This is a genomic window from Microbacterium sp. GQ128 (assembly GCF_059758615.1).
Map to the genome: position 1 here is coordinate 411,588 of NZ_JCAXDY010000002.1, position 23,999 is coordinate 435,586.

Annotated in this window: 18 protein-coding genes; 16 read left to right on the forward strand and 2 right to left on the reverse strand. The window is 67.8% G+C overall.

What is annotated here, in order from left to right:
• Window positions 1–6 precede the first annotated feature (6 nt).
• From AC6CHX_RS07980 to AC6CHX_RS08010, 7 genes are all read left to right on the forward strand, one after another.
• Window positions 7–786: an IclR family transcriptional regulator gene (locus AC6CHX_RS07980; RefSeq protein ID WP_498272359.1), complete on the forward strand. Its 780-nt coding sequence runs from the start codon at window positions 7–9 to the stop codon at window positions 784–786.
• A 106-nt stretch (window positions 787–892) separates the two neighbouring features.
• Window positions 893–2,263, forward strand: coding sequence for an ABC transporter substrate-binding protein (locus AC6CHX_RS07985; protein ID WP_498272360.1), 1,371 nt, complete (start codon window positions 893–895; stop codon window positions 2,261–2,263).
• Complete coding sequence (locus AC6CHX_RS07990) at window positions 2,264–3,226, forward strand: carbohydrate ABC transporter permease (RefSeq protein WP_498272361.1); 963 nt, start codon at window positions 2,264–2,266, stop codon at window positions 3,224–3,226.
• A complete protein-coding gene (locus tag AC6CHX_RS07995) occupies window positions 3,223–4,083 on the forward strand; it encodes a carbohydrate ABC transporter permease (protein WP_498272362.1) in 861 nt (286 codons plus the stop codon). The genes AC6CHX_RS07990 and AC6CHX_RS07995 overlap by 4 nt, the downstream gene beginning before the upstream one ends.
• A gap of 2 nt (window positions 4,084–4,085) precedes the next feature.
• On the forward strand, window positions 4,086–4,841 hold the full coding sequence (locus AC6CHX_RS08000) for an SDR family NAD(P)-dependent oxidoreductase (RefSeq protein ID WP_498272363.1): 756 nt from the start codon (window positions 4,086–4,088) through the stop codon (window positions 4,839–4,841).
• Between the two features lie 72 nt (window positions 4,842–4,913).
• Window positions 4,914–6,488 carry a DUF4214 domain-containing protein gene (locus AC6CHX_RS08005; RefSeq protein ID WP_498272364.1) on the forward strand — a complete coding sequence of 525 codons (1,575 nt, stop codon included), beginning with the start codon at window positions 4,914–4,916 and terminating at the stop codon, window positions 6,486–6,488.
• Window positions 6,489–6,524: 36 nt separating this feature from the next.
• Window positions 6,525–9,698 carry a glycosyl hydrolase family 28-related protein gene (locus AC6CHX_RS08010; RefSeq protein ID WP_498272365.1) on the forward strand — a complete coding sequence of 1,058 codons (3,174 nt, stop codon included), beginning with the start codon at window positions 6,525–6,527 and terminating at the stop codon, window positions 9,696–9,698.
• A gap of 99 nt (window positions 9,699–9,797) precedes the next feature.
• Here the strand turns inward: AC6CHX_RS08010 and AC6CHX_RS08015 are convergent, their stop codons facing one another.
• Complete coding sequence (locus AC6CHX_RS08015) at window positions 9,798–10,790, reverse strand: LacI family DNA-binding transcriptional regulator (RefSeq protein WP_498272366.1); 993 nt, start codon at window positions 10,788–10,790, stop codon at window positions 9,798–9,800.
• Window positions 10,791–10,828: 38 nt separating this feature from the next.
• Window positions 10,829–11,857, reverse strand: a complete 1,029-nt coding sequence (locus tag AC6CHX_RS08020) for a class I mannose-6-phosphate isomerase (RefSeq protein WP_498272367.1) — start codon at window positions 11,855–11,857, stop codon at window positions 10,829–10,831.
• 111 nt (window positions 11,858–11,968) lie between these two features.
• On the opposite strand from AC6CHX_RS08020, the gene AC6CHX_RS08025 reads away from it, so the two are divergent.
• The 9 genes from AC6CHX_RS08025 to AC6CHX_RS08065 all read left to right on the forward strand — a co-directional run bounded on the left by AC6CHX_RS08025 (window position 11,969) and on the right by AC6CHX_RS08065 (window position 23,936).
• The gene (locus tag AC6CHX_RS08025; protein ID WP_498272368.1) at window positions 11,969–12,814 is read left to right on the forward strand and encodes a class I fructose-bisphosphate aldolase; all 846 of its coding nucleotides are present in this window, start codon (window positions 11,969–11,971) and stop codon (window positions 12,812–12,814) included.
• Complete coding sequence (locus tag AC6CHX_RS08030) at window positions 12,811–13,983, forward strand: Gfo/Idh/MocA family protein (protein ID WP_498272369.1); 1,173 nt, start codon at window positions 12,811–12,813, stop codon at window positions 13,981–13,983. Before AC6CHX_RS08025 ends, AC6CHX_RS08030 begins: the two co-directional genes overlap by 4 nt.
• Entirely contained in the window at window positions 13,980–14,996 is a 1,017-nt protein-coding gene (locus AC6CHX_RS08035; protein WP_498272370.1) for a carbohydrate kinase family protein, read from the forward strand. Before AC6CHX_RS08030 ends, AC6CHX_RS08035 begins: the two co-directional genes overlap by 4 nt.
• 66 nt (window positions 14,997–15,062) lie before the next feature.
• The gene (locus AC6CHX_RS08040; RefSeq protein WP_498272371.1) at window positions 15,063–16,040 is read left to right on the forward strand and encodes a DUF4432 family protein; all 978 of its coding nucleotides are present in this window, start codon (window positions 15,063–15,065) and stop codon (window positions 16,038–16,040) included.
• 289 nt (window positions 16,041–16,329) lie between these two features.
• The gene (locus AC6CHX_RS08045) at window positions 16,330–17,544 is read left to right on the forward strand and encodes an ROK family transcriptional regulator (protein WP_498272372.1); all 1,215 of its coding nucleotides are present in this window, start codon (window positions 16,330–16,332) and stop codon (window positions 17,542–17,544) included.
• 142 nt (window positions 17,545–17,686) lie between these two features.
• Window positions 17,687–19,039, forward strand: a complete 1,353-nt coding sequence (locus tag AC6CHX_RS08050; protein ID WP_498272373.1) for an extracellular solute-binding protein — start codon at window positions 17,687–17,689, stop codon at window positions 19,037–19,039.
• 10 nt (window positions 19,040–19,049) lie between these two features.
• On the forward strand, window positions 19,050–19,979 hold the full coding sequence (locus AC6CHX_RS08055) for a carbohydrate ABC transporter permease (protein WP_342589076.1): 930 nt from the start codon (window positions 19,050–19,052) through the stop codon (window positions 19,977–19,979).
• On the forward strand, window positions 19,979–20,866 hold the full coding sequence (locus tag AC6CHX_RS08060) for a carbohydrate ABC transporter permease (protein WP_498272374.1): 888 nt from the start codon (window positions 19,979–19,981) through the stop codon (window positions 20,864–20,866). The genes AC6CHX_RS08055 and AC6CHX_RS08060 overlap by 1 nt, the downstream gene beginning before the upstream one ends.
• A gap of 46 nt (window positions 20,867–20,912) precedes the next feature.
• Window positions 20,913–23,936 (forward strand): alpha-mannosidase, encoded by a 3,024-nt coding sequence (locus tag AC6CHX_RS08065; protein WP_498272375.1) that lies wholly within the window; start codon window positions 20,913–20,915, stop codon window positions 23,934–23,936.
• The last annotated feature ends 63 nt before the right edge of the window (window positions 23,937–23,999 follow it).

Here is a 23,999-nt window from a genome sequence, read left to right on the forward strand (position 1 = left end):
ACTCGAGTGAACGAGAACAAGACGGCCGTCGTGAAGTCCGCGGACCGCGCTCTCAGCGTCTTGGAGTATCTGGCGAGAGAGCCGTCGCCGCGTTCGCTCGCCGATATCGCCGCGGAGCTCGGGATTCCGCGCAGCAGCGTGTTCGGGCTGCTGCACAACCTGGCCAATCGGGGCTGGCTGACCGCGTACGACGGAGCGGTCACCACGTACCGCATCGGTCCGCAGGCGCTCACGGTCGGCTCGGCGTACATCGCGGGTGACGACATCGTGCGTCGATCGGAGGCGGTGATCGACGAACTCTCGGCGGCGCTGGGTGAGACCGTGCACCTCGGTGTGCTCGACGGCAGCGAGATCGTCTATCTGGCCAAGCGCGACGCGCGACACAGCCTACGTCTGGTCAGCAGTGTTGGCTTTCGGCTGCCGGCCTATGCGACGGCGCTGGGGAAGATGCTGCTGAGCGACCTGAGCGATGGGCAACGCGATCGAATCCTGTCGCTGCCGCGGCGTCGGATCACCTCGAGGACACTGGTGGACGCGGATGCGCTGCTGGTCGATCTGGAGGAGACGCGCGCGCGCGGTTACGCGATCGATGATGAGGAGAGCACCGAAGGCGTCCGCTGCTTCGCTGTGGCGATCGGGATTCACGCGCCCCACACGCATGCGATCAGCTGTTCGGTACCTGTGGCGCGTCTGGACGACGCATTCCAAGACCGGGTCGTCGAGCAGTTGCGGCGCGCTGCCGCCGCGTACGCGCAGATCGAGAGCACGTTCGGCATCGAGGGCTGACTCCGGAGGCCAGCGTGGTCCGGTGCCTGCCCACTTGCGGCCGAGACAACGTTGTATTACTGTTCACAGACAAGAACTCACGTTCACACACATGATTGGGGTTGCAATGAAGCGATCAAAGCTCATCGCCGGGATCGGGGCACTCGGCCTCGTGGCGACGCTCGCGGCGTGTTCCGGCCAGACCGAGTCCGGCGGCGACGCCGAGGCGCTCACGGTGTGGACCTTCAAGCAGTCACAGGTCGCCGCTCTCGAAGCGGCGGGCGAGGCCTGGACCGAGGAGAGTGGCCGCCCCGTCGAAGTCAGTGTCTACACGCCCGACGACGCCTATCTGACGAAGGTCCAGGCGGCAGCGAAGTCCAAGACGCTGCCCGACATCATCTCCGTGCACAGTCAGGGGGAGGAGTGGAAGCTCGCACAGGCCGGCATCATCCAGGACCTGACCGACGACTTCGACGCCGACTGGCAGAGCGACTTCCTCCCCGGCGTGGTCGAAGCGACGCAGCTCACCGACGAGGCCATCAAGAACTCCGGCACCGACCCCGCCACGACGCTGCAGGACCTCACGGCAGGCAACCTCTACGCGGTGCCGTACCTCGCCGGCACCCCGGGCGTGGTGTTCTCGAACAAGAAGCTGCTCGCCGAGGCCGGCGTCGATCCGGAGACCCCTCCGTCCACGTGGGAAGAGTGGATCGCGGCGATCGAGAAGACCAAGGCGCACGACAGCGAGAGCGGCTCCGTCGTGACCGGGCTCCAGGTGCCTCAGACCGGGTACTTCTGGCTTTACCGCCCGCTCGCGTACGCCTACCTCGGCGCGGACGACTTCACGTCACGGCAGGGGGAGGCCCAGGACCCGGCGTGGACCTCGCCCGAGAGCGTGGAGACGCTCGACCTCTACGACCAGCTGACGCCGCTCTGGGCGCCCGGCGTGCTCGGCCTCGGCATCGACCAGGCGGACCAGGCGTTCGCCTCCGGTACTGCGGCATGGGACGTGGGCGGCACCTTCACCCTCTCGTCGCTGAGCACCTTCGGCCTCGACACCGATGACGTCTCCGTCTTCGCGGTCCCGCCGTCGGAGAAGGGCGAGCTCGACACGATCAGCTACCAGGCGAGCCCCCTCATCTCTGGCGCGATCACCTCGACGACGACCAAGAAGGACGACGCACTGAGCTTCCTGAAGTTCCTGACCAGCGAGGAAGGTGCCACGATCTTCGCTCAGGAGGCCAACGACCTCCCCGCGACGGCCATCCCGGTCGAGTCGCTCACCTCCCCGCTGCTCCAGCAGCTCGTCGGACTGGTGACCCCCGTCGACGGAGTGGAACCGTTCAACCCGAACGACTTCTCTGCGGACCCGGGCTCCGACGTCGCCAACGCGACCGCGGTCGAGCTGGCGAAGCTTCCGGCGAAGTCGGCAACGACCGAGCAGGTGGCCGCATCCCTGGCCGAGATCTACGCGAACGCCTGGAAGGTGCTCGAGTAGATGAGCTCGGTGACAGCGACCGAGGCGCTGATCGTCGTCGATCCCAAGCGCAGGCGCCGGGCGAACGCCCGGCGCCTGCGCCGGGGCTGGTGGGTGGGGCTGGTCTTCGTGGCTCCCGCCACCCTCCTCTTCGCGGTCTTCGGCGTCTACACGATCATCTACGGCTTCCTTCTGAGCTTCGCCCGGTGGAACGGCTTCTCCCCTGATTGGACCTGGACCGGGGTCGACAACTATGTCGACCTGCTCGGCGGCAACCCGGCGGTATCGCCGCGGATCGCGAATGCGACGATCCACACCGTGATCGGAATGATCGTCCTTCCTGTGGTCGTCGTCGTCATCGGGCTCGCCCTCGCGCTGCTGCTGAACTCGGTGAAGCGGTTCCGCGGCTTCCTGAGAACCGTCTACTTCCTCCCGTTCGTCACTGCCGGGATCGCGGTGTACTACGCGTGGCGGTTCATGTACCAGCCCGACGGCGCCGTCAACGCGGTGCTCCGTCTGATCGGCCTCGACGCGATCGCTCCGACCGACGGCTTCCTGGGCGGTACCGCGACAGCACTCGGCGCCGTGATCGCGGTGCAGGTGTGGTCGAGCGTTCCGATCGCGATGTTGCTCTTCCTCACGGGACTCCAGACGGTCGACGACTCCGTCGTCGAGGCGGCTCGCATCGACGGCGCCTCGGGCGGTCGCATCGTCTGGTCGATCATCGTGCCCCTGCTCAACCCCATCACCGCCCTCGTCGTGGTCATCATGCTCCGGGAGTCTTTGCAGAACTTCCAGCTGTACCTCCTGATGACCAACGGAGGACCCGTCGACTCGTCCAACACCCTGGGCCTGCAGACCTACACATTCGCCTTCGGCGCGGCATCCGACCTCGGATACGCCAGCGCACTGGGGTGGATCCTCGCCATCGTCGCCATCGTGTTGGCGATCGTGAACATGCGCATCCTCAGGAGCCGCCAATGACTACCCCGCGACTCACCCGCACGCCGCTCGAGAGGATCGGCGGGGGTGGCATCCGTGCCGTCGTGATCGTCCTTCTCGTCACCTACGGGCTCATCTCGGTGTTCCCGTTCCTTGTGATGCTCGGTGGCGCCCTGAAGACGAATCAGCAGGTCATCACCGACCCGCTGCCCTTCACGACCGTTCCGACGTTGCAGACGCTCATCGACACCTTCGCCGTGCTCGACGTGCCCCGACTCTTCCTCAACAGTCTGGTCATCGCCGGGGGATCCTGCCTCCTGATCCTCGTCGTCTTCCCGCTGGCGGGATACGCATTCGCCGTGCTGGAGTTCCCTTTCAAGAAGACCCTGTTCGCGATCTTCGTCGGCGCCCTGTTCGTGCCGGCAGTGACCGTGCTGCTGCCGATCGTCATCCTCAACCAGGAGCTCGGCCTGGCCGGATCGCCGCTCGCGGTCATCCTTCCCGTCGTCAACGGGGCGGCGCCCATCGCGATCGTGCTGATGCGCTCGTACTACTCCAGCGTGCCGCGAGAACTGCACGAAGCGGCGGTGCTGGATGGATGCAGGGAGTTCACGATCTACTGGCGGATCTACTTCCCCCTCTCGCGATCCGCGCTCATCACCGTCACGATCCTCAACTTCGTGGCCGCCTGGAACGAATACGTGCTCCCGCTGCTGACGAACGACGACCCGTCGAAGTATCCGCTTCCGGTCGGCTTGCAGAGCCTGCTGGCGACGAACATCGTGCAGTGGAACCAGGTGATGGCTGGCGCCCTCATCACGGTGGTGCCGATCATCATCCTGTTCGTGCTGCTGCAGCGCTTCTTCATCAACGGACTCCAAGGATCGGTGAAGGGATGAACATGACGGGAACGGATCTGGACGGCCTGGTCGCCGTGATCACGGGTGCTGCGAGCGGCATCGGCGAAGCGACCGCGCGGGCGTTCCGCGAGCGGGGTGCCACGGTGGCGGTCGTGGATCGTGCGCTCGGGACGCAACCGGGCCCGCACAGCTACGCGTGCGATGTCACGGATGCGAGCGCAGTCGCGGCGACGGTCGACGCGATCGTCGCCGATCTCGGAGGCATCGATGTGCTGGTGAACAATGCCGGCATCGGCGCGACCGGTGACGTCGAGAGCTCGAGTGACGAGGAGTTCGCGCACGTCTTCGACGTCAACGTGGTGGGCATGGTGCGGATGGCAAGGACGGCGATGCCGCACCTGCGCAGATCCGCGCATCCGGCGATCGTCAACGTCAGCTCGATCGTGGCGATCGCCGGGGTCGTGCAGCGCGCCGCCTACGCCGCGAGCAAGGGAGCGGTCTCCGCGCTGACTCTCGCGATGGCGGCCGACCACGTCCAGGAGGGGATCCGCGTCAACGCGGTCCTCCCCGGCACCGCGGACACCCCGTGGGTCGAACGCCTCCTGACTGACACCGTCGACGCCGAGAGGGCAGCGGAGCAGCTGCGTCGTCGGCAGCCGCTGGGCCGGCTGGTCTCGCCAGCCGAGGTGGCGAACGCGATCGCGTATCTGGCTTCGCCCGCTGCCGCGTCCACGACGGGAACGCTGTTGACGGTCGATGGGGGTATGGGCGGGCTTCGCCTGGTCCCCGCGTCCTGATGACACGCGGCGGCTGAACGGAGTCGGTCAGTCCCGCGCAATCGCTCGAGCAGTCTGAACAAAGGAGTTCTGATGTTTCCTCGTATCCGGCAGATCCTGGGTGCCGCCCTGGCCGTCCTGGTGATCGCCGCCGTCCTCGTCCCCGCGAGCGCGGCGCAGGCGACCACCAAGATCCCCGATCAGTTCATCGCGAAGATGTACACCGAGGTGCTCGGCAGGGCGCCCGACCCTGCTGGGTGGGCGCACCACCGCAGCTCCTTCGTCGGCACGGGATGTGATGCCACGTCGCTCGCGGGGAAGGTCCGCGAGTTCTTCAGCACCGCCGAGTTCGCCTCGCGCGGGTATGACGATGCGGAGCGCGTGCTCGTGGCATACCGAGCGGTGCTCAACCGTGAGGCCGACAGCACCGGCTTCACGGACCGGGTGACTCGGATGGGTAGCGGCACGTCGTTCACGACCGTGGTCGACGAGTTGCTCGGTTCTCCGGAGTTCGCGAGTCTGGCGACCAGGATCTGCGATCCCGCTGCGACCGGCTACGGCTTCGACGACTCGGGGCTGCCGCTGAACCTGCCGAACGCCGGAACGGGATTCCGCGGCACGCAGGCGCAGCTGCAAGCAGTGCTCGACGCGACGCCGGCCGGCGGAACAGTGACCTTGGCCCGGCATGGCGTGGTGCGTCTGGCGACGTCTCTCTTCATTCCCGCTGGTGTGAAGCTCACCACCGCCGGTGCTCCCTCGGCGCAGTCGTACGCGTCGATGGCGCGGCTCACCCGCGAACCGGGATGGAGCGGTCCATCGGTGCAGCTCGTCGGCGGTGCCACCCTCGATCGCGTCTGGGTGTCCGGTGCCCGCGGTCGGGAGAGCGGCTGGGATCGCGAACGCGCGTCGATCCTCATGCTCGGCGGCACCGGAACGTCCGTCGTCTCGTCACGGTTGTCCGAGCCGTCGGGGGCATCGAGTCTGCGCTCCGCCGGTGCGGGCGACGGCCTGCCCTGCACCGACAACCTCATCCGGGGCAACCTGATCACCTCGTACACCGCCGAATTCACCACCGTCCGTCAGGCGGACGGTCTCTCGGTGGGTTGCGAAGACACCCTCGTCGAAGCCAACTCGGTCATCGATGCGACGGATGTGGCGATCGTGCTGTTCCCCGTCTCGGCGACGGTGCCGCAGGCGAGCCGCGTCACCGGGAACACGGTGATCCATGCCGGAATCCGGGCGCAGGGCTCGATCGCGGTGGACTCGCTCTTCGGTGCGACGGGCGACGCGCCGGGCACGAGCAGTCGCAGCTTCGTGGGCGGCTCCATCGACGCGAACACGCTGTGGATGGGCGACGGTGTGACCGCGCAGATCGCCATCTCGGTCGGTGGGCGCCCGTGGTACGGCGCCAACGGCCTCACTTTCACCGGAGGCAGCGTGACGGGCAACACCTCGGCAGGCCTGCCGGTGCGCGCAGCGACCGCGATCGCCGTCTCGGGCGCCCTGGGCACGACGGTCAGCGGAAACACGCTGACCGCCACGCTCATCCCCTCAGCCTCCCCGTGCCCGAGTCACGTGATCGGTGCCAGCACGTCGGCTGGCTACGCGTCCGGAACGCTGCCCGGTGCGACGAACGCCCTGTACTACGGCTGCATCCTCTTTCCCTGACCCTTCCCGCACCACCCCTTCAGATCGGAGCTTTCCATGCATCAAAGATTCCGTATACCGCTGGCCACATTGCTCGTCGCCGCCGTCGTCGGCGGCACGGTGGTCGGCATGCCGATGGCGTCCGCATCCGCGGATTCCCCGCCGGCGCCGCAGGCACTCCTGGTGAAAGCGCCTGACGGTGCGCCGGTGGTCGCGCGGTACGACGCCGCAGACTTCGGCGTCGACCCCACCGGTTCGCACGACTCCACAGCAGCGCTGCAGGCCGCAGTCGACGCGGCAGCGTCGACCGGTGGCGGTGTGGTGTGGCTCGGTGCCGGTCGTTACCTGCTCACCGGCGGCATCCAGGTTCCCAAGTCGGTCAGCCTTCTCGGTGCCTGGCGCGACCCTGACGATGCGAGGAAGCTTCAGAAGCGCGACGACCTGACGGTGCTCATCGCGCAGCCGGATCCGGCATCGTCGACGCCGCTGGTCACGGTGGGAGGGAGCGCGGGGGTCGAAGGAGTCACCGTCTTCTACCCGCAGCAGCGCGCGGACGACCCGATCGCGTACGCCCCCACAGTGAAGCTGGCCGACCGTGGCGAGGACTTCACCACGCTGCGGCATGTCACCCTGGTCAACCCCTACGAGGCCGTGCGGGTCGGTCCGGAGGGCAATGAGCTGCACTGGATGAACGAGGTGTACGCGTCGCCGCTGAAGAAGGGCATCACGATTGACTTCGCGACGGACGTGGGCCGCATCGAAAGCGTGCATCTGTCGCCTGAGTACTGGGAACGATGGGACGGGACGTCGGCGGAGTCGATCGCCGCTTTCACGCGCGAGAACCTGACGGGCCTGGAGATCGGGCGTTCCGACGGGCAGTACCTCACCGACCTGGACGTCACCGACGCCGCGATCGGCATCCGCATGCGCAAGGATGTGGCGGTCTCGGGAGACCCCGTGACCTCCGCGAACGGGCAGTTCACCTACGTGACGTTGGAGCGGGTGAACCGTGGGCTGCTGCTCGAGGAACTCAACACGCAGGGTGTGCAGCTGACGAAGGCGACCATTAAGGCGAACGTCGGGGAGAACCCGGTCGCCATCGAGATCGCCCCCAGCCTGAACGACACCGTGCTGCAGTGTCACGAATGCAAGATCTCCGCGCCCGACGGGACCGGCGTGCTCCTGTCCGAAGGGACGGACGGAGCGGTGAGCTTGCACGGCGGGTCCATCGCCGCGGGGGCGTCACGTGCGGCGGTCGTCGACGGCGGTGCGTTGAGCGTCACCGCGACGACCGTGGGCCGCACCGTGGACGGGGGCGCTCCGATCCTCGTCACCGCCGGGGCGGGTGCCGTCACGGTCGCGGGCCTGAACGAACGCGATGTGCAGGTCGTCGATCGTGATCGTTCGCAGATCTCCGTCGTCGCCAAGGCTCCGAAGCAGGAGGCTGCCCCGGAACGTCCGGAGCATGAGGCCCCCGCCGCGCCCAAGCGAAAGACGGTCGTCGACGTGACCGCTGCTCCGTATCGCGCTGCGGCGGACGGTTCTGCCGACGCCACGGCGGCGGTGCAGCGTGCGCTCGACGACGTCGCCGCGGACAAGGGCGGCATCGTCTTCCTGCCGCCGGGGACCTACCGCATGGATGGAACGCTCGATGTCCCGCGAGGCGTCGAGCTCCGCGGCGCGCAGGTCACGTCCTTCCACAGCAACGGGGCTGCCACTCGGCTGCTGACGACGCACGGTGCCGGGGATGCGAAGGGCACGCCGTTCATCACACTCCAACGCGGTGCCGGCGTCACCGGCCTGCTGATCTGGTACCCGGAGCAGAAGGCGGATGCGGTCACCGAGTACCCGTTCGCCATCAAGCTGGCCGGTCGGGACGCCTGGGTCCGCTATGTGAACTTCGGCAACGCCTACCAGGGCGTCGACGCGGAGACGGCGAACACCACCGGGCACCAGATCGACTGGCTCATCGGTGCGCCGCTCAAGACCGGCCTCGCGGTCGGAGGCGGCTCGTCGCACGGGACCGTCCGTCACGCCCACTACAACCCGCACCTGTGGTTCCGGACGATCGGCTCCGGTCTTCCCGGTGCACCCGCCGACTACGACAGCATGATCCAGCTGTTCTTCCAGATCATGCGCTTCCAGGACCGCAACCTTACCGGGTTCCGCTTCGGTGACGCCAAGAACGAGGTCGTCGACATGAGCTTCGGCTACCGCGGGCACTACGGCGTGCATCTGGCAACGCAGAACGGTCGCGGCTTCTCCGGTCTGCTCTGGGGACTGTGGGTCGATGGGCTCATCGTGTCGTACCAGGTCGACGGCACCTCCGGGAAGGGCCTCGACTGCGTCAACTGCTCGGGCAACGCCGTGCCGGACGGCTGGGACCCCACGACGGACAGCATCATCCCGCCGCCTCCGGAGTCCCTGTCCGAGGCCTACGTCAGGGTTTCCTCGGCAGCGGGTGACAAGACGCGGGTGCGTTTCTCCAACTGGGTCGCCGGTGCGTTCAACTTCACTCCGAACTACGGGGTGATCGTGCAGGCGGGACGGGTGGACTTCTCCCAGGCGTACTTCCTCGCGAACGCGAAGGAGGATCGCGGCACCCTGCTGCTGCAGGGAGGGGAGACCACGGCGGTGAACGTCGTCTTCGGTCGCATCGGCAAGATTAACGCCAACCGCGACGGCATGGAACGGCAGGCGCCGCTCACCGAGGTCGTCGCCGGTGCGGAGGCGCGCGGCCGCATCAGCGTGGTGCTGGGAAGGGATGGCTTCACGGCCGTCCTGCCGTCCGGCAAGAAGGCGGTCACGGTCGACGGTGCGGTCTGGAGGCCGTCTCCGGCCGCGGCGCCCGTGCCCTTCGAGCCGACGGACACGGTCCCGACCGCGTACATCGAGCTCCTCTACACCGAGGTGCTCGGTCGTCCGGCGGATCCCGGCGGAATCGCCTTCCACGAAGCGTTCTTCCAGAACGACGGATGCAGTGTCGCGACACTTCGTCAGCGGTCGTACGGGTTCTTCGAATCCGGAGAGTTCACAGCCCGGGGGCTGACCGACGCGGAGAAGGCCGGGGTCCTGTACCGCAGCATCCTGCAGCGGGAGCCGAGCGATCAGGAGCGCGCCGCCGTGGCGGACCGCCTCGCCTCCGGCCTGGCGATCACCGTGATCTCCGACGAGCTCTATGCGACCGCGGAGTTCCTCGGGCTGGCCCGTTCCCTCTGCGAGGTGGACTGACCGGATACGCGGCGGCCGGGCGGGGGGTGCATTCCCTCCCGCCCGGCCGCTCATTCGTCGTCGTGGTCGTCGTGGCCGCGTGGCCGCTGGGGCGGTCGCTCAGTCGAGCTCCGAGCCGCGCAACACGAGGCTGGTCGGCAGCACCTCGAAGCGTGCGGACGACGTCGTGTCGGGCGCGAGGCGCTGGAGCACCACCTCTGCGGCCAGGCGTCCCATTGCTTGAGGATCCTGGCTCACGACGCTTACGGCCGGTCGCACGAGGGTCGCGGCTTCGAAGTCGTCGAAGCCGATCAGCGGGAGCCGCACGTCCTCGTGGGCGAATGCGCGGAGGGCACCGATCGTGGCGCGGTTGTTCGCGGCGAAGATCGCGCTGGCCCGCCCGGTCTGCAGGAGCGCGATCGCTGCGGCGTACGCCTGCTCTTCGCTGTGCGCGTTCGTGTTGGCGAGGGCCGGGTCGGGCTGCTCGCCACGCGCCCGCAGGGCATCGACATAGCCGAGGTAGCGCTCTTGCATGGTGTAGATCGAGAGGGAATCGCCGAGGAAGGCGACGTCGCCGTGTTTCGAACGCAACAGTTCGACGGCGTCCCTGGCTCCGCCGCGGTTGTCGGCGACGATGGTGTCCGCGCCGTCCAGGGCTGCGGGACGGTCGATGAACACGACGGGCGGATGGGGCTCGCGCACGGTCGACCAGCTTCGGCCGGGTGAGCGCGGGGGCACGACGATGATCGCGTCGACCTGGCGTTCGAACAAGCTGTCGACGAGGCGGTCGTGCGTCGCGCCGTCCTCCTCGGAGCTTGCCGTGATGAGCAGGTACCCCGCGTCGGTGAGGACGGATTCGGCGCCGCGAGCGATCGACGAGTAGTACGGGTTCGCGAGGTCGCTGATCAGCAGGCCGACGGTCTTGCTCGTCCAGCCGGGGCGGATGCTGGCCGCGGCCAGGTTGCGTCGATAGCCGAGCTTGGTGATGGCCGCGGCTATCCGCGCGGCCATCGCGTCGTTGATGTTGTCGGCCCCGTTCACGTAGCGCGACACTGTCTTCAACGCCACTCCGGCCTCGGTCGCCACATCGATCATCGTCGGGTTCCTGGCCACGGCATCCCCTCTAGTCAGGGACAACGATAGCCGACGTGTCAGCGGGGGGTTCGCGCCGCCTCGGTCGTCGGCGACGTCAGCGTGCGCACCGGGGGCAGCGGCGGACGGAACTCGATGATCTCGATCTCGCCGTCGACCGTGGTCGGCCCTCCCGCGTGTTCGAGAAGCAGAGTGTTCCCTGCCTGGACGTGGACGTTCAGCGTGCCGCGCGTGAGGGTGGCGGCGCCGGAGAGGACGATCACCACGGCGAAGCCTGGCTCGAGGTGTTCGCCAGTTCGGTGCGCGCGGCGGGAGAGACGGAAGTATTCGTCAGCACTCGTCGGGAGGCTGGGTGTCCGGGCGATCAGCGAGCCGAGCCGGTCCTCGGTCATGCGCTCGCGCTCGACTGCCGTCAGGGCCGTGTTGAATCCGAGTCCGAGGTGGCCGTCCCTGGAGCCGTCGATGGCGAAACCGTGCCATTCCAGGAGGATCGACAAATCCTCCGGCTCCTGGACTTCGGCGAGGAACACGTCCTGTCCGATGGCATGCAGCACGCCGGGGGGTACGAAAACGGTGTCGCCGGCTTCCACCGTGCGCTTGTGCAGCAGGTCCAGCAGGTCGCCGGTGCGCTGATGTGCGACGAGGTCGGAGAGTTCGGACCAGCTCACGTCTTCGCGCAGGCCGAGGTGTACCTCTCCGCCCTGCAGGATGTGCCAAGCCTCGGCCTTGCCGTGGGGACGCAGGAGGTGCTCCTGCGCGAAGGCCGTGGCGGGGTGGGCGTGCACGGGGAGTCGTTGGCCGGCGTCCAGCAGCTTGACGAGGAGTTTCGAGTCCGGTCCCCATGCGCAGACGTGTGCCGCGCCGAGCCACCGTTCGGGATCATCGGCGACGGCCTGACGCAGGGTGCCGCCGTCGCCGAGCGAGGTGAGGCCGAGGGAGGGGTCTCCGAAGACCGTCGTCACCGACGCCAGCCAGTCTTCCGGCGCGTACTGCTGGTCGTCCGGGATGGTGCGGAAGCTCGCGATGCGGCTTCCTCCGCGGTAGAAGCGGTTCGGGGGACGGTTCGCCGGCAGGATGTGGATGCTCATTCGGATTCCTCGACTAGACAACGTTGTCTAGCCCACAGTACTGTGTCGATGGAGCACCGACAACTGTCCGGCTCCCGCATCGACCGATGACCGCACCGAAGGAGTCCCGTCGTGGCGCAGTACCGCCTGAATCGCTTGTTCAACCCCGTCTCCCGACGGGCGCTCGACGTCGCCGTCGACCACGGCTTCTTCGGGGAGCCGAGCTTCCTCACCGGCATCGAAGACATGGACCGCGTCATCGACGTCCTGGTCGATGCCGGCCCCGACGCGATCCAGCTCACGCTCGGGCAGGCGCGCCTGCTGCAGTCACGCCCTGGCAAACAGAAGCCGGCACTCGTGGTGCGCACCGATGTCGCCAACGTCTACGGCAATCCCCTGGACTCGCATCTGTTCAGCCGCCACGTCCCCGACGCGATCGAGCAGGCCGTGCGCCTGGATGCCGTAGCCGTGTGCGCCAACCTGCTGCAAATCCCGAATCATCCGGAGGTCCGCGAGCAGTGCATCCGGTCCATCCTCGAACTGCGACGGCGCGCGACGGACGCCGGCATGCCGCTCATGATCGAGCCTCTCGTGATGCAGGACAACAGCGTGGCCGGCGGCTACATGGTCGACGGTGACACCGACAAGATCCGCACGCTCGTCCGACAGGCACGCGAGCTGGGCGCCGACCTCATCAAGGCCGACCCGACGGACGACTCCTCGCAATACCACCGCGTCATCGAGGTCGCCGGCGATGTGCCGGTGCTCGTCCGCGGAGGGGGGCGCGTCGACGATGAGACGCTCCTGCAGCGCACCGCCGACGTTCTCGCCCAGGGCGCGAGCGGCATCGTCTACGGCCGCAACGTCGTCCAGCATCGGAACCCGGCCGGCATCACGCGCGCGCTGATGCGGGTGCTCCACGAGGGGGCGTCGCCGTCGGAGGCCGCCCTCGAGATCGACCGGGTGGTCGCGCGTTGACCGGGCGTGCCGTCAACGTCGCCATCGTCGGCGGCGGTCTCATGGGGCGTGAGATCGCGGCGGCCATCCAGAGGTGGCCCGCGCTGGTGGATCACCCCGTGCGCCCGCGACTGACCGCTGTGTGTGACGTGAACCCCGCCGCGTTCGCCTGGTTCGAGCAGATCGACTCGGTCACCACGACCGTCACTGACTATCGCGACCTTCTCGCGGACGACTCGATCGACGTGCTCTACATCGCCGTGCGGCACGATCTCCACGAACAGCTCTACGTGGACACCATCCGCGCAGGGAAGAGCCTGCTCGCCGAGAAGCCGTTCGGCATCGACCGTTCGGCGGCGGATGCGATCCTCGCTGCCCTGGGAGAGCACCCGGAGTCGTTCGTGCGGTGTTCGAGCGAGATGCCGTTCTTCCCCGGAGCGCAGGCTGCGATCGCGCACGTCGCGTCCGGTGCGCTCGGTCGCCTGGTCGAGGTGCGCAGTGCGTTCCTGCACTCCAGCGATCTCGACCAGCACAAGCCGATCAACTGGAAGCGACAGGCGAAGTTCTGCGGCGAGGCCGGAGTCATGAACGACCTCGGTCTGCACGCATGGCATGTGCCGTTGCGACTGGGGTGGACACCGGCCAGACTCACTTCCGTATTGCAGGACCTCGTTCCCTTCCGCCCTGGGGCCGACGGGCGCCCCGAACGATGCGACACCTGGGAGAACGCGACCGTCAACAGCTGGTTTGACCAGGACGGCATCGAGGTCCCCTTGCGGGTGGAGACCAAACGGATCGCGCCGGGTCAGAAGAACACCTGGGAGTTCGAGGCGGTCGGGCTCGACGGGGGCGTCCGGTACTCAACAGCCCGACCCAAGACCGTGGAGGTGTTCGGCGTGATCTCTCCCGCCGGCATCGGTGCCGAGCAGAGCTGGCAGCAGATCCAAGTGGGCAGCCAGTCAGTGTGGCCCACGGTGACGGGCGGGATCTTCGAGAGCGGCTTCAGCGACGCGATCCTGCAGATGTGGGCGGCGTTCCTCGCCGAGCGGGAAGGCGTGCTCGGCGATCGCTTCGCGTGCGCCACGCCGGAGGAGGCTGCGACCACGCACAGGATCTACGAGGCGGCCCTGGCCGCTCACGCGGCTGGACGGACGGAGCTCGTCCAACCGGTGGGAGTGCGGACGGCATGATCGCATCCCGCCGGATCTCGGTCGCGGGCCACGTCTGTGTGGATCTCGCGCCGACGCTGCGCCGCGATCCGCCGCGCGAGCCGGGAGGACTCTTCGAGGTCGGAGCACTGTCGATCACCGTCGGCGGCTGTGTGGGGAACACCGCGCTGGCGCTCGCCGGGTTCGATATCGACGTCGAGGTTCAGGGCGTGGTGGGCGCCGATGCGCTCGGGATGATCGTGCGTGACGAACTCGCCGCCGCCGGCATCCATTCCTCGCGTCTGTCCACGGCGCCAGGCGGAACCTCGTACAGCATTGTCATCGAGCCGCCCGCGCAGGATCGCACCTTCTGGCACCACACCGGTGCGAACGACCACTTCGACGGCACCGACGTGAACGTGAACGGGATCGACCTGTTGCACGTCGGGTACCCCATGCTGTTGCCTTCGCTCGTCGCCGACGACGGTGAGCCCCTTCGGCGCTTGCTGCAACGGGCGAAGGATGCCGGGGTGACCACATCGCTCGACCTCGCCGTGCTCGATCCCGACGGGCCGACGGGTCGGGTCGACTGGGGGCGCGTGCTCGCGCGTACTGCACCGCTCCTGGACATCCTGACCCCGAGCTTCGATGACCTCGTATCGATGACCGGCAGGGCGGAGTCGTGGTCGTCATCGCGCGAACAGGCGTTCGCGGAGGAACTGTTGGCGGCGGGCGTCGGAATCGTGGCGATCTCGGCAGGCGCCCGAGGTATGTCGGTGCGGACCGCCGACACGGAACGGCTGCGCCAGGCGGGCCGCGTTCTCACCGGCCTGAGCGGATCCTGGTCGGATCAGGACTTCCGCCACGATGTCACCGAGGTTCGTGTTCCGGTGACCACCAATGGTGCGGGCGATGCGTCAACGGCCGGCTTCCTCGCGGCCGTGCTGCACCAGCGGGGTCCCCGGGATGCGGCAGAGTGGGCGGGGTCGGCATCGTGTGCCGTGCTGCACGGTCGCAGACCACACATCAGCGACCTCACCGCAGGGCGCATCTGAGCGAGTCCATTGCCGCTTCGGGCGAACGGGCGCTACCCGTTCTTCGTGGAGTACCAAGGAGAAGAGATGCCGCAGGTATGGCCCGAAGAATGGGCGGTCGCGCATGAGGACCTGCTCGCGAGCGCCGAGATGTACGCGTCGCGACAGGGGCGCGTCGTGCGGGTGCGCACCTTCGGCGGGTGGGACGTGGAGCTCCTCCCTGATCGGTGTCTGGACATCGGACTCGCGCTGCACGACGGCACCCCGATTTCCTGGGTGTCACCTGTGCGTGACCGCCGCCCTCTGGATCGCCCGCGCGAGTTCGACTGGCTGGCACGATTCCACGGAGGGCTCGTGACGACGTGCGGGCTGCGCGGATTCGGGTCGCCCACCGCCGACCGCGGCCAGCACGGCGATGCCAGTCATCTGCCGGCGGGCGAGGTCGCGATCTCTCGCACGGTGACGGCGGATCTCGCGGAGATCGCGGTGTCGGCGGTCGTCGAGGATGCGCGGGTGTTCGGGCCGTCGCTGCGGCTGACCCGTACTGTGATCGTGCGGTCGACCAGGGCCGGTGCGTCCGCGTTGGAGCTCCTGGACGTCGTGGAGAACCGGGGTCCGGGGGTGGCCGAGGTGGGTGTGCTCTATCACGTCAACCTCGGGGCGCCGCTGGTGGTTCCCGGCGCCCGGATCCTCGTGGACGGCGACGCGCTGGACCACCGGGCGACCTCGCCGATCGAGGTGGGGGTCTTCCCCGCACCGGAGGATGCGTTCGAGGAGTACGTCGTCGAACGGTCGGGCTTTGTGAAGGGCGCGGGATCGGTCTCGGTTCACGGCCAAGTGGGCGAGCTGCGATTGACGTGGAGCGCCGACACGCTACCGCACCTCGTCCAGTGGATGTACCCGACGCGGGGGCGGTGGGCGCTGGGCATCGAGCCCGCCACGTCGTCGCTCCTGGATGCTGATGCTGCGCTGGTGACTCTCGCACCTGGGGAGAAGCGGCGTCAGGAGATGCGGATCTCGATGTCGTCTCGGCACGAGTCGGCGGGGTCGCTCCGCGTCTCATGACGGACGCGCCCGCGGATTAGGCGGCTCCCGCGAGAAGGTCAACTCCCAGGAGCAGGAGCAGACATAGGAATCCGCCAACTATCGCGGATCGTTGTCGGTCGAACGACTGCCAACTATCCTGGATTCGGCCCAATCCACCGCCCTCTCGCGGCCGAACCTACACTGACCGTCTCCCCCGACGCACGCGGGCGAACTCTCGAACCCGCGAGCCCGGGTTTGACCGTTGCGGTGCTGCGCGGCGATCATGAGGTTCACGCGCCGACGGAGGCGCACGGGTGAGGAGCGGAATATGCAGCGTGGGTCGAACCTCCCTGCTGTGGGCGTGTACAACCAGGCGCTCGTCTTCGACCTCATCCGCCGGTCCGAGGAAGGACTCAGCCGCAGCGAGCTCGCCGAACGCACGGGGTTGTCCACGCAGACGCTCAGCAATGTCACTCGCCGACTTGCCAACGAGGGGCTGATCGAAGAGACCGGAAAGGTCATCTCGGGCCCGGGAAAGCCACGGACGCTCCTCGCTCTGCGGTCGGACTCGCGCTACGCGGTCGGGGTGCATCTCGACCCGGCCGTCGACACCGTCGTGGTCGTCGATGCCGCCGGCGCTGTCGTCGCGCGGACCGAGCAGACCCCCGGAGGCGCGGATGCGTCGCCGGACGAACTCGTGGGCCGTCTCGGGGACAGCGTCCGATCGCTCATCGTCGAGGCGCGCCTTCCGGCCGAGCGCGTGCTCGGGATCGGTGTGGCGGCTCCGGGGCCGTTCGACCGCGACGCGGGTCGCCTGCTGAATCCGCCGCTCCTCCCCGCCTGGCACAACGTGTCGGTGCGCACCGAGCTGGAAAGGGTCAGCGGGTTGCCGACGCTGCTCGAGAAAGACGTCGTGGCGACGGTCGTCGGGGAGCAGTGGTTCGACGCGGGGCAGGAGCTCGCCGACGCGATGTTCCTCTACTACGGTGCCGGCCTCGGCCTCGGGCTCTCCGTCTCGGGGGCACCGGTGCACGGCAGGACGGGCAACGCCGGCAATATCGCACACATCGTCGTCGACCCGGAGGGGCCGCTCTGCACCTGCGGATCGCGCGGCTGCATCGGAGTGATCATGGAGCCGCGAGTGCTCCTGGCCCAGGCGGGGCGGACGACTTCGCCGAGCAGCACGGCAGATGCGCGGATGCAGCTCGAGCTGCTGTCGTCCTTGGCCGCCTCCGGAGACGAGGGAGTGCTTGCCGCCCTGGAGCGCGCGGGGAGGCACCTCGCGACGGCGATCGTCGAGGTGAACAACCTCCTCGATCTCGGCATCGTCGTCCTCGGAGGCCCCGCGTGGTCGAGGCTCGGCGAACGGCTTCTCCCGGCGCTGGATCACTGGGTGCACACCTCGGCCGTCAGCACGTCCACGGAACCCGTGCACCTGCGCCCCTCGCAGATGGGAGCGGATTCAGCCGCGGTCGGAGCCGCGTGCCTCGTGCTCGACGATGCCCTCACGGCACGGCCGTCACGGCTCATGATCAGCCGCTGACCGCGGGCGGCCGCTGCCGCCGGACGGAATGCGTTCCGTGACGGAACTGTTACGTGCTGCTCTCGACCCATTTATCCCATTTGATAGGATTATCCGTCTGAGGGCCTCAACAGCGAGGTCCGCATGCAAAGGAGCAAATCAGATGCGAACGAAGCCCCTCGCCGCCATCGGCGCGATCGCGGTCGGCGCAGTCGTCCTCTCGGGATGCGGTGCATCCGGGGACGCGGAGACGTCCGACAGCGGAGACCGCACCATCACCGTCGCGTATCAGATGACATCCGCGTTCCACCAGCTGGACGATCTCTTCCAGAAGGTCAAACCCGAGTTCGAGGCCGCGAACCCCGGTGTGACGGTGAAGCTCCAGCCGATCGAGTCCGAGGACGAGTACTTCACGAAGCTCGCCCTGATGAACGGCTCGCCCGACACGGCGCCCGACGTGATCTACGAGGACACCTTCCAGCTGCGCTCCGACGCCGCTGCCGGCTACCTGCTCCCGATCGACGACTACCTCGCCGACTGGGACGACTGGGACCAGTTCTACGACGCGGCCAAGGAGGCCGGGCTCGGCGGAGACGGCAGCACCTACGGCGTCTCGATGGGCACCGACACCCGCGCGATCTACTACAACAAGGAGATCTTCGCCGCGGCCGGACTCCCCGCCGACTGGCAGCCCACTTCGTGGCAGGAGATCCTCGATGCCGCCGAAGCGGTGAAGGCGTACGACGCAGACCTGATCCCGCTGAACATCTACGGCAGCAAGAGCGCCGGTGAGCAGACGTCGATGCAGGGTCTCGAGATGCTGCTCTACGGCACCGAGTCCACCCTCTACGACGCCGATTCCGACAAGTGGGCGGTCGACTCCGAGGGTCTCACGGATGCGTTCGGCTTCTACGACACGCTCTACAAGAACGATCTGGCGACTCCGCTCGATCTCGCCCTCGACTCGAACATCGGCAGCCGCGTCCCCACGGAGCTGCTCCCCGAGGGCAAGCTCGCCATGGCGATCGACGGGTCGTGGCTCCCCGGCGGCTGGATCAGCGGCGAAAGCGCCTGGGAGGGCTGGGAGGACACGATCGGTCTCGCCAAGATGCCGACGCAGGACGGCGGCGACCCCGGCTTCACCTCGATGTCCGGGGGCTGGACCCTCGCGGTCGGCGCTCAGACGAAGCACCCGCAGACGTCCTTCGACTTCATCGCGATGGCGCTGAACCAGGAGAACTCGCTCAAGTACGACACCGAGAACAGCCAGATCGCCGTCCGCGAGGACGTGGCGACCGACGATGCGTACCTCTCGTACAACCCGACCTTCGCGTTCTTCTCCGACCTCGTGCAGTACACGCACTTCCGTCCGACCACGCCGGACTATTCGCAGATCACCAGCGCGCTTCAGCAGGCCACCGAATCGGTGATCACCGGAGAAGCGAGCCCGGAGGACGCGGCCAAGACCTACGACGATGCGCTCACCCAGATCGTCGGCGCGGACAAGGTCGAGTAGGAACCCTGCAGTGACCTCCGCTTCCACAACGCACAGCCCGGCCCCGGTGCAGACCGGGGCCGGGAGGCGCGCCCCTCTCCGCGAACTGATGCGCTCGGTTCCGCTGCTGCCCGCCGTGGTGCTGCTGGTCGTGTTCCTGCTCGGGCCGATCATCTACGCCATCTGGGGATCGCTGACCAACCGCGCGCTCACGGGCTATCGGGCGGCGCAGCCCGAGTTCATCGGGCTCGACAACTACGTCTCGCTGTTCACCGACCCGAACTTCTGGACCGCGCTGGTCCTCACGGTCGTCTTCGTGCTGTTCTCCGCGATCATCGGTCAGAACGTGCTGGGTCTCGGCGTCGCCGCGCTCATGCGCATCGGTTCGAAGTCGGTCAACAGCGTGGTCGGCGCACTCGTCGTCGTCGCCTGGGTGATGCCGGAGATCGTCGCCGCCTTCGCCCTCTACGCCTACTTCTCGAAGGACGGCACGCTCAATGCGCTGCTGGAGGCCATCGGCATCCCTGCGGTGAGCTGGCTCATCGAGTACCCGATGTTCGCCGTCATCCTCGCCAACGTCTGGCGGGGTACAGCGTTCTCGATGCTCGTCTACGGAGCCGCCCTCAACGAGGTGCCGCCCGAAGTGATGGAGGCCGCACAGATCGATGGTGCGAACGCCGCCCAGCGCTTCTTCCTCATCACCATCCCGATGATCCGTCGCTCGATCTCGACGAACCTGATGCTCACCACCCTGCAGACGCTCGGGACCTTCGGTCTCATCTGGGTGATGACCAAGGGAGGGCCGGGTGTCTCGAGTTCGACCCTTCCGGTCCTCGCCTATCAGGAGGCCTTCCAGTACTCCCAGATCGGCTATGGCACGGCGATCGCTGCGGTGACCCTCGTGCTCGGCGCAATCTTCGCGATCTTCTACATCCGCATCCTCAAGCCGGAGGTCGACTGATGACCGCCACCGAAGCAATCGTCCGCCCCGCCGTGAGGCGCGGCCAGCGGATCTCCGTCGCGACTCCTGCGAAGCGCCGCTCCGCATGGCTCGCCAACACCGTCCTGATCGTGATCGGGCTCGTGTTCCTCGTGCCGATCGCGTGGATCGTGTTCTCCTCGGTGTCCCCGAAGGCCACCGTGTCGATCTCGGTGCCGGAGAGTGTGACGTTCGACAACTTCGCCTCGGTATTCGACTGGTCGATGACGCTGCTGCCGCTATGGAACTCGGCGCTGATCTCGTTCGGCACCGCCTTGATCACCGTCGTCGTCGGCGTGCTCGCCGCATACCCGCTCTCGCGGCACAACTCGCGGTTCCAGCGCGGATTCATGTACTCGGTCCTGTTCGGCTCCTGCCTGCCGATCACGGCCATGATGGTGCCGGTCTACGCGCTGTTCGTGCAGTTGAAGATGCTCGATTCGCAGGTCAGCGTGATCCTGTTCATGGCCGCGACGTCATTGCCCATGGCGATCTGGATGCTGAAGAACTTCATGGACTCGGTGCCGGTCTCCCTCGAAGAGGCGGCATGGGTCGACGGCGCCTCCGCCATGCGGGCACTGTGGACCATCGTCCTGCCGCTCATGCGCCCCGGCATCAGCGTCGTCTTCATCTTCGTGTTCACGCAGGCGTGGGGTAACTTCTTCGTCCCGTTCGTCCTGCTGTTCAGCTCGGAGAAGATGCCGGCGGCCGTCGCGATCTTCACCTTCTTCGGCACCAACGGGGCCGTCGCCTACGGGCAGCTTGCCGCGTTCGCCATGTTGTACTCCGTGCCGATCCTCGTCCTGTACCTGCTCGTGCAGCGTCTCTCCGGCAGCAGCTTCGCGCTGGCCGGCGGCGTCAAGGGCTGATCCCCGGCCTCCTCGCACAATCCCCACGATCCAGAAAGCACCACACATGCACGACCGCACCGCGCTCATCGAGATGCGCATCGACCGATTCATCCGCGAGCGCCTCCGTCCGGCGCGTCACCGCCTGAGCCACCCGCTCGAGGTGCGCGCGTGGGAGGTGCCGGGGGAGCCGGTGCCCTTCACGGATGCCGTTCAGGCGGACTACACGCCGACCGCGGTCGGCACCCCGTGGGGGCGCCCGTGGGGCACGACGTGGTTCCGTGTGAGCGGGGAGGTCCCGAGCGAATGGCGTACGGCATCCGGCGATCTCCCCGACGGCACCAGGGCAGAACTCGTCGTGGACCTCGGCTTCACGGCCGGACAGAGCGGCTTCCAGGCCGAGGCCCTCGTCTGGGGACTCGACGGGAGTCCGATCAAGGGCATCTCGCCGTTCAACAACGCGGTCGCCGCGGCGGTGCAGTCGGACGGCCGTATCGACGTGCTGCTCGAGGCGGCGTCGAATCCCGACGTGGGCAGCATCTTCACGTTCGACCCGACCGCGCTCGGCGACCCCGAGACCGCCGGTTCCGATCCGATCTACGTGCTCCGCGTCGTCGACGTGGCCCTGCGCGATCTGACCGTCGAGTCGCTGCTCGACGACACCGTGATCCTGCGTGGGCTCCTGGGCGAGCTGGATGCTGCGTCGCCGCGGCGGGCGGAGATCGTGCAGGCACTGGATCGGATGATCGACCTCGTGGACCCGCATGATGTCGCTGGCACGGCGGCCGAGGGCCGTGAGGCGCTCCGAGCGGTCCTGGCGAGTCCTGCCCATGCCAGCGCACACGTGCTGCATGCCGTCGGGCACGCGCACATCGATTCGGCCTGGCTGTGGCCTGTGCGCGAGACGGCGCGCAAGGTGTCGCGCACCTTCTCGAATGTGCTCTCGCTGATGGACGAGAACCCCGACGTCGTGTTCGCGAGTTCGTCGGCGCAGCAGTTCGCCTGGATCAAGGAGCGCTACCCGGAGATCTGGGAGCGTCTGGTCGAGCGCGTGCGCGAAGGCCGCTTCGTCCCGGTCGGCGGCATGTGGGTCGAGTCCGACACGAACATGGTCGGCTCCGAAGCCCTCGCCCGTCAGTTCGTCGAGGGCAAGGGCTTCTTCCTCCGCGAGTTCGGGATCGACACCCCCGAGGTCTGGCTGCCCGACTCCTTCGGCTACAGCGGTGCCCTTCCGCAGATCATCAAGGCCTCGGGATCGAAGTGGTTCCTCACGCAGAAGATCTCCTGGAACGAGACGAACCGGATGCCGCATCACACCTTCCTCTGGGAGGGGCTCGACGGCACGCGCGTGTTCACGCACTTCCCTCCGGTCGACAAGTACAACTCGGACGCCTCGCAGGCCGATCTCGCGCATGCGCAGCGGAACTTCCAGGACAAGGGCCGAGCCCGTGTCTCGCTGCTGCCGTACGGTTACGGCGACGGCGGTGGCGGACCGACCCGGGAGATGGCGGCGCAGGTCGAGCGCGCGGGGTCGCTGGAGGGATCTCCGGTCGCCCGGCATTCCACGCCACGGGCGTTCTTCGAGCAGGCCGAGTCCGAGTATCCGTCGCCCGAGGTGTGGAGCGGAGAGCTGTATCTCGAGTTCCACCGCGGCACGTACACGAGTCAGCTGAACACCAAACAGGGCAACCGTCGCAGCGAGCACCTGCTCCGCGAAGCCGAGCTGTGGGCGGCGACGGCGACCGTCCGAACCGGACGCGCCTATCCGGCTGAGCAGCTGAAGCGCCTCTGGCAGCTCGTCCTCCTCCAGCAGTTCCACGACATCCTGCCCGGAACGTCGATCGCCTGGGTGCATCAGGATGCCGAGCGCAACTACGCGGCGATCGCCGTGGAGCTCGAGCAGATCATCGCCGACTCGCTGCGTGCGCTGGTCGGCGAGGGCACGCGCAGCCTCGTGGCCAACGCGGCCCCGCACGGGCACGCCTCGGTCGGCGCGCTGTCGATCGGCGAGGCGGATGCGGCCGCACCGGTCGCGCCGGTCGCGGTGGACGGCGGGTTCGTGCTCGACAACGGGCTCGTGCGCGCGACGATCGACGACCGCGGGGTGCTGGCCTCGATCATCGACCTGGCGAGCGGGCGCGAGGTCGTGCCGGCCGGCCAGAGTGCCGGCGTCTTCCAGCTGCACAGGGACACCCCGACGCAGTGGGACGCCTGGGACATCGACGAGCACTATCGCCGCAACGTCACCGACCTCCTCGATGTGGACGGCATCGAGATCGTCGACGGCGCCGTGGTGATCTCGCGCTCATTCGGTGCGTCGACGCTGGTGCACAGCATCCGTCTCGACGAAGGGTCGCGAACCCTCAAGCTGGCCGTCGACGTCGACTGGCACGAGCGGCAGAAGCTGCTCAAACTCAGCGTCCCCGTCGACGTGCACACCGACCACGCCGCCTCCGAGATCCAGTTCGGGCACATCGTGCGTCCGACCCACACCAACACCTCGTGGGATGCTGCGCGCTTCGAGACCGTGGCGCATCGGTGGGTCAGAGTGGGCGAGAGCGACTTCGGTGTCGCGGTCACCAACGACTCCACCTACGGCCACGACATCACCCGGCACCCGCGTGAGACGGGCGGCACGTACTCGACCGTGCGGCTCTCGCTCGTCAGGGCGGCTCTGTTCCCCGACCCGCAGCAGGACCAGGGCCGGCATCATCTGGAGGTGGGCATCGTCGTCGGCGGCGAGCTCGTCGACGCGATCGCCGAGGGGTACCGCACGAACCTCGCAGAGCGCCGCATCGAGGGCGCCGACGATGTGCAGCCCCTCATCTCGATCGATCACCCGGGTGTGGTGGTCGAGGCCGTCAAGCTCGCCGAAGACGGCAGCGGCGACGTCATCGTCCGGCTGTACGAGGCTCTCGGGCGTCGCGCAGACGCCACGGTCACGGTGGGCTTCCCGAGCGGCGACGCCAGCGAAGTGGACCTGCTCGAGCGTGAGAGCGAGCAGGCGGCGCTGGCTGGTCAGGATGCCGGCGGCATCCGTCTGGCGCTGCGTCCGTTTCAGCTCGCGACGTTGCGGCTGCCGCGAGCCTGAGCTGTGGAAGGGCCTCCGCCCGTGCGGAGGCCACTCGCCGGTTCAGCGGCGACCGGCGTCGCC